General features: G+C 37.4%; 12 protein-coding genes. 2 read left to right on the forward strand and 10 right to left on the reverse strand.

Annotated features, from left to right (window positions below):
* Positions 1-291 precede the first annotated feature (291 nt).
* Genes arsB through BM375_RS15745 form a run of 3 tightly spaced genes read right to left on the reverse strand, consistent with a single transcriptional unit; the run spans position 292 to position 2,430 of the window.
* Entirely contained in the window at positions 292-1,326 is a 1,035-nt protein-coding gene (arsB, locus tag BM375_RS15735) for an ACR3 family arsenite efflux transporter (RefSeq protein WP_093367459.1), read from the reverse strand.
* A 3-nt stretch (positions 1,327-1,329) separates the two neighbouring features.
* Positions 1,330-1,944: an arsenate-mycothiol transferase ArsC gene (locus BM375_RS15740; RefSeq protein ID WP_093367461.1), complete on the reverse strand. Its 615-nt coding sequence runs from the start codon at positions 1,942-1,944 to the stop codon at positions 1,330-1,332.
* Between the two features lie 21 nt (positions 1,945-1,965).
* Positions 1,966-2,430 carry a DUF6428 family protein gene (locus tag BM375_RS15745; protein WP_093367462.1) on the reverse strand — a complete coding sequence of 155 codons (465 nt, stop codon included), beginning with the start codon at positions 2,428-2,430 and terminating at the stop codon, positions 1,966-1,968.
* 326 nt (positions 2,431-2,756) lie between these two features.
* Here BM375_RS15745 and BM375_RS15750 point away from each other — a divergent pair, with 326 nt between their 5' ends.
* On the forward strand, positions 2,757-5,201 hold the full coding sequence (locus BM375_RS15750) for a TonB-dependent receptor (RefSeq protein ID WP_093367464.1): 2,445 nt from the start codon (positions 2,757-2,759) through the stop codon (positions 5,199-5,201).
* On the opposite strand, the gene BM375_RS15755 is transcribed toward BM375_RS15750, so the two are convergent.
* The 4 genes from BM375_RS15755 to BM375_RS15770 all read right to left on the reverse strand — a co-directional run bounded on the left by BM375_RS15755 (position 5,198) and on the right by BM375_RS15770 (position 7,773).
* Entirely contained in the window at positions 5,198-6,010 is an 813-nt protein-coding gene (locus BM375_RS15755) for an AraC family transcriptional regulator (RefSeq protein WP_093367465.1), read from the reverse strand. The two genes, BM375_RS15750 and BM375_RS15755, sit on opposite strands and share 4 nt — an antisense overlap.
* 211 nt (positions 6,011-6,221) lie before the next feature.
* The gene (locus BM375_RS15760) at positions 6,222-6,554 is read right to left on the reverse strand and encodes an ArsR/SmtB family transcription factor (protein ID WP_093367467.1); all 333 of its coding nucleotides are present in this window, start codon (positions 6,552-6,554) and stop codon (positions 6,222-6,224) included.
* A gap of 350 nt (positions 6,555-6,904) precedes the next feature.
* Entirely contained in the window at positions 6,905-7,369 is a 465-nt protein-coding gene (locus tag BM375_RS15765; RefSeq protein ID WP_093367468.1) for a DUF6428 family protein, read from the reverse strand.
* A gap of 74 nt (positions 7,370-7,443) precedes the next feature.
* A complete protein-coding gene (locus BM375_RS15770; RefSeq protein WP_093367470.1) occupies positions 7,444-7,773 on the reverse strand; it encodes an ArsR/SmtB family transcription factor in 330 nt (109 codons plus the stop codon).
* A gap of 508 nt (positions 7,774-8,281) precedes the next feature.
* Between BM375_RS15770 and BM375_RS15775 the strand changes: the two genes are divergently transcribed.
* Entirely contained in the window at positions 8,282-9,184 is a 903-nt protein-coding gene (locus BM375_RS15775; protein ID WP_093367472.1) for a TIGR01777 family oxidoreductase, read from the forward strand.
* Between the two features lie 62 nt (positions 9,185-9,246).
* Here the strand turns inward: BM375_RS15775 and BM375_RS15780 are convergent, their stop codons facing one another.
* From BM375_RS15780 to BM375_RS17060, 3 genes are all read right to left on the reverse strand, one after another.
* On the reverse strand, positions 9,247-10,236 hold the full coding sequence (locus tag BM375_RS15780) for an aldo/keto reductase (RefSeq protein WP_093367473.1): 990 nt from the start codon (positions 10,234-10,236) through the stop codon (positions 9,247-9,249).
* A gap of 176 nt (positions 10,237-10,412) precedes the next feature.
* On the reverse strand, positions 10,413-11,651 hold the full coding sequence (locus BM375_RS15785) for a hypothetical protein (protein WP_093367475.1): 1,239 nt from the start codon (positions 11,649-11,651) through the stop codon (positions 10,413-10,415).
* A 520-nt stretch (positions 11,652-12,171) separates the two neighbouring features.
* A complete protein-coding gene (locus tag BM375_RS17060; RefSeq protein WP_139227625.1) occupies positions 12,172-12,405 on the reverse strand; it encodes a hypothetical protein in 234 nt (77 codons plus the stop codon).
* Positions 12,406-12,451 lie beyond the last annotated feature (46 nt).

Consider the following 12,451-nt stretch of genomic DNA (forward strand, 5'->3'; position numbering starts at 1 on the left):
CGGGAACTGGCCGTGACTTTGTGAGAGGGTTGCCTCATTAGCGCAGGATTCCTATCCGCCGCGGCGGACGGCAGTTCGATCCTGCTCCCCGCTACAGGAAACAATAAAAGTTGGTTTAAAGCGATACCGCTGAACACCAACTTTTTTTCGTTTTAGAGTATCACCCAAATTAGAAATTTTACTTTCCCACAGTTTATCCTTTTTCTCTGAACAATCCAAATCTTGAAAAAATGAATTGTTTTTCAACAAAGGTGCTTGGCAGCATAATTGGTCCAGTATCGTGATAGCGTGTCATTGTCCATAATATTTATTTTTCAGCCACAAGCTCGCTCTCACCAAAAGTATCAATATTGGCACTTCGACAAGTGGGCCGATAACCCCCACAAATGCCTGTGGTGAGTGGATGCCAAATACGGCGATAGATACGGCTATTGCCAACTCAAAATTGTTCCCTGTAGCGGTAAAGGCGATAGATGCATTTTTGTCGTAAGGGACACCCAACGATTTATTGATAAAGAAACTCACGAAAAACATCAGTACAAAATAGATGATTAACGGTACAGCTACTTTTACGACATCCATGGGCAGTTCCAATATTTTATCGCCCTTCAGGCTGAACATTAACACGATAGTAAACAGTAAAGCATACAGTGTAATGGGCGATATCTTGGGTATGAATTTTCTATTATACCATTCTATACCTTTTGACTTTACAAGCGTATAACGGCTTAAAAAACCTGCGAAAAAAGGAATACCCAAATATACCAACACACTTTCGGTTACATCTTTCATGGATACGCTTACGTTGAAATCGGCTAAGCCTAATTTGTTGGGCAATACGTTGATGAACAGCCAAACAAAGAAGCTGTACGTTATTATCTGAAAGATACTGTTCAGTGCGACCAATAATGCCGTGTATTCCCTGTTCCCTTTTGCCAGATCACTCCATACGATGACCATTGCGATACATCTTGCCAAACCAATCAGTATCAGGCCTGTCATATAATCGGGTTCGTTCCGTAGGAACAGAACGGCTAAACCGAACATCAGTACGGTACCGACAACCCAATTCAGCAATAAAGATATGCCGATTACTTTGGTGTCTTTAAGAGCTTTGGGCAACAATGAATAATCCACCTTGGCCAACGGAGGATACATCATCAATATAAGCCCTATTGCCAAAGGAATATTGGTCGTACCTACGGATAAGGCATCCATAGTATTGGAAATGTTCGGAAAGAAATATCCCAAGCCTACGCCTGTCGCCATGGCAAGAAATATCCATAAGGTAAGGTAACGGTCAAGAAATTTTAGTTTGGGTTGCATCGGCTAACTCTTAATCATTGAAAAAACATAGAACATTTCTGTTGCTATCTGTAAACTTCTTTCTGTATACACCTGTGCCTGCTCGGGTGAACCGTCCGAAATCTTAGGATCTTCATATGTGATAGGTATTCTCTTTTCCGCTCCGGCTATGAACGGGCATCCGCCATCTGCCTGCGAACAGGTCATAATGGCGACAAATGCCGATGCAGGATTGAAAGGGCTATCGTATTTTTTGGAAAACCCGATGATTGGCAAGGCATTATCCTCGTATTTTATGGCATATACAGGATTATCGGTTTCCACAGTCTTGAAAATAGTAAAACCTTGATTGGTCAATGTCTCCGCCACTTTCGGGAATAGTGCCGTTTCTTCCGTACCACCCGAATAACAATGTACGTTCGGAATATTGAAATACGCACTTGCGACCTGCGCCCATACCTGTGCTAAATGGCTTCTGCGTGAATTATGGGTACAGATGAAATTGAGGTTTATATCCTCTCCCCGGCTTGCTTTCTGCTGTACAGAATCTATCAGCGGTTGCAGTATGGTTTTACGTTCCTCGCTTATGGTTTGGACGTCGATAATTCCCTTTATGGTTGCAGTTAAAATCTTATACATTGCGATTGGTCTTTAGTGTATTTAGCAACATCCCGAATCAGGTGTACAGCACGTGCTGTTCAGTTCCGATAATTTTACTTTTTGTTTTTCCTCAGGAATACCACAGGCATCGTTTGCCAGGCAAGCCGTCCGTTTATTCTTTAAGATGAAATGCTTGCCGTCAAAATCCAGGTCAAATTTTCCAATCGTTTCGTTTTGATATTCTACCTCTATTTCGGCATCCTCAATACCCAATTTTTCTTCGGAGAGTTTGATAATGTTCAATAGCTTGGTCGGCTTTAATCTATGTTCATAATCGTTGGCATCGCACAATTGGAAGTTTACTGCTTTCTCTGTACGGACTACACCACCACAATCAATAAAATGTTTGGTAATCTGTCCTACTTCCGTAACATGGAAATGTTCGGGAACAAATGTTCCGTTCTCTAGTTGAAATTCTACATTCTCCAATATTGGCAGAACTTCTTTGATTTTTGATAGTTTCATAAAAGTAAAATTTGAAAGTTTATATTAAATCATATATTGCAATATTACGATGATGAGGGTCAAAAAATATTATAAACAGTACTGATTACGTTTACCTTTAGCTCTTTTAAATGCAATGGAATTATATCCTATTTCGCCGCATCAATATCGCAATATTACGATATTAAATTTAAAATAGAAAAACCTTTCTTAAATTTATCGCAAGAATGCTATTTAATGAATTAGAATATAAGCAAAAGAGGTTTATTTGAAAAAACAATGGTATAATTTGAAATACAACCCTGTCCTTTACCATTCTTTCCTACTTTTGCAAAAAACTAAATCTCATGAATAGATTTTTCATTGTGCTCAGCTTCTTACTACCTCTTCAAGTGGTATTGGCACAAAACTCAGAGCTTTCTGGTATTGTTAAAGACTCCCTTTCGACAACAGCAATTGCATATGCCAGTGTTGGTTTATTGGATGCTAACAATAAAGTTGTCGATGGAATGATAACAGATTCTTCTGGTAATTTTAATTTTTCAAATCTACAAAGCGGGAAATATAACCTAACTGTTAAATTCATAGGTTATAATCAAAAGAGACTGGCAATAGAGATCAGAAACCAAAAGACAATTAATCTCGGAAATATCCTTATCTCTCTCGCCAATAATAATTTAGAACAAGTTACAGTTACAGCCGGTATGGCTGGACAGAAACATAGTAGTGACAGGCAAACCTATCAAGCCAGTCAGTATAAAAATGCCGTTGGCGGAACAGCGTTGGATATTGTTAAGAACCTGCCTTCTGCCTCCGTCGATGCTATCGGAAATATCAGTGTACGGGGCAATACCGGTGTCATCGTATTAATAAATGGAAAACCATCATTGCTCGATCCTGCGACTATCTTAAACCAAATAATGGCTAATGATGTTGCAGAGGTGGAATATATAACTAGCCCTACCGCCCAATTTGATCCTGATGGAAAAGGTGGCATCATCAATTTAAAAACTAAAAAATCTGCAACCAACGGATTTGCGTGGACACTTAACCTTCAGGGTGGACTACCAAGTATTGACGATTATAATAACAGCGAAACCCAAAAGCGTTTTGGTGGAGACCTCGCTTTCCAATACAGGAAAGACAAATTGGAACTAAATGGTTCAGCGAACTACTTAAGGAATGACAATGCAGGATTTCGAGATGGAGATGTCAATACAGTTATCGGAGACCGGCAAACCTTCTTCCCCTCTAAAGGTGAAAGAAGCTTTGATAAATATAACTTTGGCATCAGATTAAATAGTGCTTATGAGATATCCGATAAGCATTCGGTGAATTTAGGGGTATTGGCATCCCGAAGGTTTCAGGACAGGGTTGCCGATATCCACTATACCAATAGAACGATTAGGCCATCGACAGATCAAGAAATATCCAAGACAAACTACTTTAACCCCAATCTCCAAAATAAACAAGGGAAGTTTTATCTATTGGATTTCTCCTATCAATACAAAATCAATACTGCTCATTCCCTACAATTCGGTGCAATTTACGAATATGCTGACATCTATGGCTCTACCAAAAATGGAAATATCGAAAATGGAACCGACACGGTACAATGGACGTATAACGCATATACCAATCCGTTGCAAGGGCTAAGGCTTTCTTTACAGCATAGCTGGACATTAGAAAATGCAGATTTATTAACGGGGTATCAACTAAGAAACGATAAGCAGAAAGGCAACTTTGAATACTTTGCCTCAGAAAATGGAGCAAATAACCTTGAATTGATTCCAGAGTTTACAGGAAAATTGAATGCAACCAATACCGTTCATGCGTTTTTTACGCAATACGATCGTAACTTCACGAATACACAGCTTTCATTAGGTCTACGTTACGAATATTATCAACGTGATTTACTTTTGTTAAATACCAACCAGAAATACCCATATTCCATTCATCAACTATATCCTACCTTCAATTTAATGCATGATCTAGGCTCTGGTTGGTCATGGAAATTATCGACAGCAAGGAGAGTTCAGCGAAACAACAACTTTGAACTTAACCCCATTCCTGAACGCGAACATTCCGAAACCCTTGAACAAGGAGATCCAGAACTGTTGCCCGAATTTACCACCAATGCAGAAACAGGATTGGTAAAGAAATTAAAGAAGAGCAGTATCTTTTTGAATGTCTACTACCAGCATATCAAAAACCCGATTCAACGTGTAAATTCTGTTTATGCTGATACCATCCTTCGCCGTGTTTTCACCAATGCGGATCATGCGTCCCGTTATGGAATTGAATTAGGTGGGGAAAGCAAAGCGTTGTCTTGGTTGAAAGTCAATGGCGGTTTTAACTTATATAATTATAAAATTTCAGGACAAGTATTGGATTATCCTGAAGCGAGAACAAATCGGGATTGGGTCTACTCCATCAATGCCGGTATCCAAGCGGATTTTACAAAAAACTGGAGTACCGGGTTGCAGGTAAACTACCTTTCAGAAAGACCAACGGTACAAGGTATGGATTCCAGATTTTTGACTCCTCATTTTAATTTAAGTAAGGCTTTCTTAAAAGGGGCAATTACAGCTCAGCTACAGTGGCAGTTTATCGAACTTGGTGATTGGGGAGTAAATGAGCAACGGATCACAACATTCTCGAATGATTTCTATACGACGACAAACTATATTTATGAAAAGAATGTATTGTTAGTTAATTTGAGTTTTAATCTTTATAAGTTAAATCAGATCTTAAAATTACCGAAGAGTGAATTTGGAGAAAAAGAGTTTTAGGGTTCTCGCTTCTTAAATTGCGTCGGAGTAATACCTGTATACCGTTTAAAATATTTAGAGAAATTTGATTTATCCGAAAAACCTAATTCAAATGCGACTTCTGATATGGAGTTGGTTGTGTAGAAGAGTAATCTTTTAGCTTCTTTAATGATGTATCCTGCCAATACTTCCGAGGCTGTTAAATTGACATTTTTTTTGCAAGCAGCGTTCAGGTTCTGTGGACTCGTATTTAACATCGAAGCATAGTGAGCCACATGATTTATAACTCTTGGGTTCTCATTTAACAGTGCGCAGAACTTCACGTAAATGTTATCTTGAGTTGATTTACTTTTTCTTGAATCCGTCGTATATTCCAAGGTCTTGGCCAAAATCACTTTGAATAAACCTTCCTGACAAATCTTATTTTCTTCAACGGCTAAGAGTTCTAATAAATTTTCAATAGTTTTAGCCTCTTTAAAATATATTGTATCGAACCGGCCGATTTCATCTACCAATCTATTGATCTCAAAATCTAAACTTTGGTCAACAAATCGATCCTTCAGTAAAAGAACGAACCCCTTTACAGGATTAGCCAATTCCCAATGGTGTACATTATCCTTTCTAATCACCAACAAACATGGGGTCCTGATTATTATTTCTCTTCCATCGATATAGTGTCGGCCTACCGTGGACGAAAGAAAAACCAATTCAAGATAACCATTGTGTTTGTGGGGTTTAGTAACGTTTTTTGAAAGATCAAAAGCCACTACTTTTATAAGTCTTTGATGCTCCAGTTTGTCTTTCACTTGGATTTTTTTTGCTGTCATCATTTAGAACTTATAAACAACTAATTGCGATATTAAAATCGAAAAACTTCATTTTTTATTATTCATGATTTTTCTATCAATGGACCACAAGCCACCATTATAAGCAGGAAAAAAATTGCCTAATACCATTGCCCAACCGGTTCGGACTTCATGCATTATTTCCCCAGAACCGCTGATTGATGAATATGTTAGCTTTTTTAAAAGTCAAAAAAATTTATGAACAGCAACTGGCTACTTTTACCTCTTGATTGAAGAACGTATTAAATTCCTCTTGGATTTGTTTCCACAGTTTTTCATCAATGCAATAGCACACGGATTTACCCTCGATTGTTCCTTGAATGATACCTATGCTCTTTAACTCTTTTAAGTGCTGTGAAATGGTAGCCTGTGCCAATCCCAATTCATCGACCAGATCGTTACAGATACAGGCTTTCTGATTGATGATATATTGAAGAATGGCAACCCTTGCAGGATGTCCCAAAACTTTAAACAAAGAAGCCAGTCTGTTCTGTTCATCTGTAAATATTTCTGACTTTGTAAGTCCCATGTTGCAACATTTTATAATCGCAATATTACGATAATACTCTTGAATATCAAAATGAATAATGCCTTACAATGGTTGATGATTTAAGAAATTATTGAAAAATTGCAGAACCAAGAATGCTTGTTCTGTATATTAGAATAGGTTATTTTATGCTTTATTATTCAAATAAGCTTTTTGCATCTAAAATCGTTTCATAATCTTCTATGAGGTTAGACTTTCCGCAACTCCCCTCTACTAAAATAAAAGCTTCGCATCTGCGAGGCTTTTTTAGTTTATGAAGTATACAGTTTACATATTATACTCTGTAAATTCCAATAAGCATTATACCCAGTTAATTATACTGGTTTTTCAATTTAGCAACAACCCGAATTGGGTGTACAGCAAGCCCTGTTCAACTCAGATAATTTTACCTTTTGCTTTTCAGCAGGAATACCGCAGGCATCGTTTGCTAAGCAAGCGGTTTGTTTATTCTTCAAAACAAAATGGTTTCCGTTGAATTCCAAATCATATTTGCCAATCGTTTCACTTTGATATTCCACTTCTATCTCAGCATCCTCTATGCCTAATTTTTCTTCGGATAGGTTAATGATGTTCAATAGTTTGGTCGGCTTTAATCGATGTTCAAAATCGTTAGCATTCCATAATTGGAAATTAACGACCTTTTCATTTCTGACAGTTCCTCCACAATCAATAAAGTGTTTGACAATAACACCTATTTCCGTAACGTGGAAATGTTCAGGTACAAGTGTTCCATTCTCTAACTGAAATTCTACATTATCCAATGTTGGTAGGATTTCTTTGATGTTTGATAGTTTCATTGTTTTTTAAATTTTAGATGATTTACTGAATAAAACATTGTAATATTACGATGTTAAATAATAAAAAAATAGAGCTAACAACATTTGTTAACCTTTACTTCCTGATTGAAGAATATATTAAAATCTGATTGAATTTTTTTCCAGACCTTTTCATCAATGCAGTAACAAACTGATTTTCCCTCAATCGTTCCTTGAATTATACCAATACTTTTCAATTCTTTTAAGTGCTGTGAAATGGTTGCCTGTGCCAATCCAAGTTCCTCTACTAAATCATTGCAGATACATGACCTTTGGCCTATGATATATTGAAGTATGGCAATTCTTGCCGGATGCGCCAAAATCTTAAACAGTGTTGCTAGCTTGTTTTGCTCCTCCGTGAATATTTCTGATTTAGTAAGTCCCATTCTACAATTTTATATATCGCAATATTACGATAATAATTTTATTTATCAAAATTGATACTATACTATGGTGGATAACCTAATGAATTAGTGAAAATTGTGGCGTAAAGAAAAAACAGTTAGATATGTTGGATTAGCCTACTATTCCAATAAGTTTTTTGCATCTAATGTCGTTTTATAATCTCTGATAAAGTTCGGCTTTACATAATCCCATGCTATAACACTCTTTCTTCGGGACTTTCAATCGATGGGAGAAATTAAAAGTAAACCCATACTATCTCATATAGAGAATCCTTAGTGAACATTTCATTGAACACTAATGATAGAAATGGTCAATTCTTCGTTGCCTAACATCTGTTAGCGGTTTACTTTTTATAACTTTACTATCTGTGTTAACAGTTCTATTTAGCACATATAGGGTAGTAAACCATTGCTTGTAAAGCAATGAAAAACACATTGATCGGAGAAATGGAACGCATCGGTCATTATATTTTCTAAAGGAGGGTCAATAATGAAAAAGATATTAATTGCCGGAGGAACAGGTTTTGTCGGAAAAGCATTGATAGAACATCTTATAAATTGTGGATATCCTGTACATGTTTTAACACGGAGCAGAAAAACCAATAACACAAAAGATCTTCAATATTATATATGGAATATCAAAGATGGTTTTATTGATGAGAAAGCCTTTGATGGCGTTACAACGATCATTAATCTAACAGGTGCGAACATTACGGAAAAGCGTTGGACAGACAAAAGAAAAGTTGAGATTATTGAAAGTCGGACAAAGGCAATAGACCTACTTTTCAGGTACGTTAAGACAATAGGGTTGAACATCGATACTTTTATTTCCTCGTCTGCAGTTGGTTATTACGGAACAATCACTTCCAATGAGATATTTGCGGAAGAGGATGCTAGTGGAAATGGTTTTTTAGCCTCTGTTTGTGAAAAGTGGGAAGAATCAGCTATGCAATTTGAGAGCTTGGCCCGAAGAACAGTTATTTTAAGAAAGGGCGTTATCCTTGGAAAGAAGGGAGGTATGTACCAGCAGTTAGCACCTTTGGCTAAGTGGGGAATCAATGTATCTTTGGGAAGCGGTAAGCAGTATATACCGTGGATGGATATCCGGGATCTAATGTGTTTATATCAATTTATTTTAGAGACCAATGAAATAGGAGGCATCTTCAATGCTGTTTCTACTGAACATGTTACAATGAATGATTTTTCTAATGCCTTGCTCCGGTCATTTGGCAAAACAAGTTTCCTGCCCAATGCACCAAAGTTTCTGATAAAATTATTGTTTGGAGAAATGTCGGTGATGCTGTTAGAAGGCTCAAGGATTAATAATGAAAAAATAAAACAGGCCGACTTTCATTTTGACTACGACACGATCGAAAAATCACTTTCTCTTTAAAGCAAAAGCAGGAGATAAGAACAAAGATTATCTATTGTTTTATAAGATCATAGCTGCCATGACTAAGTCGGAGTCTGTGCTTTTTCATAAATAAGACCTTCTGATTTCAGCTCTTTCCAAAAATCAGCCGGTATTTCCGCTTTCCATGCTTTTACATTGCTATGAATCTGTTCTGTAGAACTTGCACCCGGAATTATCGCGACAAACTCATCAGCTGCCAATACAAATTGCATCGCTGCAGTAATGATGTCCGTATTGTATTTTTTGGCAATCTCTGCGATTTTATCCCGTTTTTCGGTCATTCCCTTTGGGATAACATCCTTGTAATTATAGCGATCTCTACCTGCAATAAATCCCGAATTATAGCCCGCTCCCGAAACCAATTTCACACCCGCTTTTTTGACGACAGGGAGCAATCGGTCCACAGCGTCCTCATGCTCTAATATGGAATATTGTGTAGCTGAAAGGCAAATGTCCGGATCGGCCGCTTCTATACAATCTAAGATGGGCTCAATCTTATTCACGCCCATTCCCCAAGCTTTGATTACCCCCTCATTACGAAGTTTGGATAACACTTTAAAAGCTCCTTCTTTCGCTTGTTTCATAAAATCACCGTATCGGTCACCCACCTGATCTTCTGATAAATCATGAATATAGACAATGTCGATATGATCAAGTCCTGTTCGTTCCAAACTGTCTTCAATGGACTTTTTCACCCCATCGGCGGTGTAAATATGTTTGAAATCGAAGTCCAAGGGGTTTTTCCACATCGTTACCGGCACCTCCGATTCCGGAACAGGTGTAAATAAACGGCCTACTTTGGTCGAAAAGACAAAATCTTCCCGATTTTTACTTTTCAGAAATTCGCCAAATCTCCTTTCACTTTTTGTAAGTCCGTACCACGGAGAAGTATCATAATGTCGGATACCCAAATCCCAAGCTTCCTGTAAAATTTTCTGTGCCTGATCGTCGGTAATATTTTCAAAAGCCGTTCCAATCGCCACCCCTCCAAGCCCCAGTTCATGTTCCTTTTTTAGAATTGTATCGCTCATTTTTTATGTTTTAAATCTGATATTTATATGCTTTTGTTTATCAGAATAACAACAGATAGGTAGAAGTGTTTAAATTTGTTAGACTTTTAAGACATCGCCATCTTCCTATTGTCTGTAGTTATAAAAAAGTAGCAGGTGAATGAGTAATTAGGGGTTTTGCACCCTTCTTATATACATCATCGATTATATGGATACTCTTGTATCCAGTTAAATTCACGTTTCATTAATTCAAACTCCTGTGGGTTCTGTTTAATCAATTTGATTTCTTCCGTTCGATCATCCAATGTTTTCTTGAGAATAATATCCCCATTATCCAGGATGGAATAATCGAAGGTATAGTTGTTCAACGATACTGTCTGCGCGTTGATATTGATCACGGGAGTTAGTTTTTTCTTGTTGTAATATCGGTCTCTGGCAGTTGCATACCCCTCATATTCAAAAACGATAGAGGCCCAATCTTTCGGAATGGTTATGTGCGTATCATCTTTGTTTTCAATAAGGTATATTCCATATAACGGTGACTTTTTTAAATAATGATCGATGAACTTCTGTCTATTGAGAAGTCCAAAAATTTGTTGTATTACGAAAACACTTATAACAACTATTTTTATTGCAATAAGCATTTTGTTTATCCAAGGTTTGCCAAATTTGGGTCTGGTAACGACGCGCAGTTGAGCAGGCCTACCCAATATGAGGAGGTTAAATAATGGTTTAATATGCGGTAAAAGCAAAAACAAAGATAATATCAGCAGTGCCGTAGACATCATTTTGACAGGAACATCGAAGAAATAATTTACTGTCATGATGTTAATACTAACTGCTATCGTTATCAAGGTTCCCAATACCACCGTTTTCCGGAATAGAAGAAACCCCGCTAATATTTCAGCCAGCCCTATAAAAATGCTGTATCCCTTCGAATATCCAAAGTAAGTCCAAGCTAGTCCCATGGGGGAAAATTCACCTAGAGGTTGCATCAATCTTTCTAGACCTGGAGGAGGCATCTGCGCATGAATAAGCTTAGTGACCCCATAGTTTATCAACATGAAAGCAACGTAATATCGGATAAACGTTGTTAGCCAATAATAGCATGTATAATAACTCTTTCGTTTGCTGTCTAGAATAGACCAAATTATAGTACCGATTATAGCATATAGGAAAAAGATAAGCAAAGTTATCCAATCGTAAGAAGTGTCACCGCTACCGTTTGTAAAGATCGAATAGTCATAATCATAATGTAATATATTCCTCGAGAACCAAGGCGTAAACTGATACGTCAAGAGCACCAAAGGTTTATTGATATAATTAAAGAAGGGAAAGGCACCATTATTCTTTATAACGATAAAAGAGAGAATAAAAATCAAAGAGAAGCGAAAAGCTATTTTCGTTGACAGACTCCAGTAATGTTCATTTTTCATTTGTTACTCTTCATCAGTTTATGTTATCGTCAGCCCAAAGCGCGCGTACACTTTCTGTCATATTTGCTACTATCCTTGAGCCTAAAATAGCAAACGGTTCTGTGAAAAACAAAACACATTCGCGCTGGCGATAATAAACCTGGACCTAGCCAGCGTTGAATAGTTTGTTCAAAATTTCTCTATGTTCACGGAATGTGAACGCGTTGTTTAATTGAACGTTTAGTTCTGGGTTGGGTCATTGCTGTTATGTAAAGCTTTACATAACAGCCAGATCACTATCAAGCATGACTTTTTGATTTCGAACAAGATATATCTTGTTTATAACAACCTCGTCCGGGATCATCACTTTGTTGATGATTTTACTTTCAGTTTTAGCCATAGGCTCTTTATGTTTGATATCACAGATTGTGATTTCAAGACTTACTTCCCCTTCCGTTTATTCCCCTCAGTCTTTGTTTCAGCATCGATCACGATAATTTTCACCACTTCGTTCCCATATTGCTTATTTTCTCGTACTTCCTCATTTCTTCTTACTCCCAACATTAAAACCTTTCACCACCGTCACACCTTTCGAAGAGGAGCGGGCTGTGTTTTCCTGCAAGCGGTCGATATAGTCAAAGAGCAGTTCGATATTCTGGTCGTGTCCTTTTTGTTTTTTTGATAGTTTTTCAATAGCTAGTCGCATTTCAGTAAGTTCATGTTGGATACGTGAATTGTCCGTTAAGAATTGACGTAGTTTAGTAAACACCCGCATAATTGACTCCTATAGCTTGCTTGCTATTGAGCACGCTTGACAATAT

It is taken from the genome of Sphingobacterium wenxiniae (genome assembly GCF_900116225.1).
GTDB lineage: Bacteria > Bacteroidota > Bacteroidia > Sphingobacteriales > Sphingobacteriaceae > Sphingobacterium > Sphingobacterium wenxiniae.

Excerpts from the sequence above, each read along its gene's own strand:
- BM375_RS15765 (WP_093367468.1), bottom strand. The coding sequence starts at position 7,369 with ATGAAACTATCAAACATCAAAGAAATCCTACCAACATTGGATAATGTA.
- BM375_RS15740 (WP_093367461.1), bottom strand. The coding sequence starts at position 1,944 with ATGTATAAGATTTTAACTGCAACCATAAAGGGAATTATCGACGTCCAA.
- BM375_RS15745 (WP_093367462.1), bottom strand. The coding sequence starts at position 2,430 with ATGAAACTATCAAAAATCAAAGAAGTTCTGCCAATATTGGAGAATGTA.
- BM375_RS15770 (WP_093367470.1), bottom strand. The coding sequence starts at position 7,773 with ATGGGACTTACTAAATCAGAAATATTCACGGAGGAGCAAAACAAGCTA.
- BM375_RS15775 (WP_093367472.1), top strand. The coding sequence starts at position 8,282 with ATGAAAAAGATATTAATTGCCGGAGGAACAGGTTTTGTCGGAAAAGCA.
- BM375_RS15780 (WP_093367473.1), bottom strand. The coding sequence starts at position 10,236 with ATGAGCGATACAATTCTAAAAAAGGAACATGAACTGGGGCTTGGAGGG.
- BM375_RS15785 (WP_093367475.1), bottom strand. The coding sequence starts at position 11,651 with ATGAAAAATGAACATTACTGGAGTCTGTCAACGAAAATAGCTTTTCGC.
- arsB (WP_093367459.1), bottom strand. The coding sequence starts at position 1,326 with ATGCAACCCAAACTAAAATTTCTTGACCGTTACCTTACCTTATGGATA.
- BM375_RS15755 (WP_093367465.1), bottom strand. The coding sequence starts at position 6,010 with ATGATGACAGCAAAAAAAATCCAAGTGAAAGACAAACTGGAGCATCAA.
- BM375_RS15760 (WP_093367467.1), bottom strand. The coding sequence starts at position 6,554 with ATGGGACTTACAAAGTCAGAAATATTTACAGATGAACAGAACAGACTG.
- BM375_RS15750 (WP_093367464.1), top strand. The coding sequence starts at position 2,757 with ATGAATAGATTTTTCATTGTGCTCAGCTTCTTACTACCTCTTCAAGTG.
- BM375_RS17060 (WP_139227625.1), bottom strand. The coding sequence starts at position 12,405 with ATGCGGGTGTTTACTAAACTACGTCAATTCTTAACGGACAATTCACGT.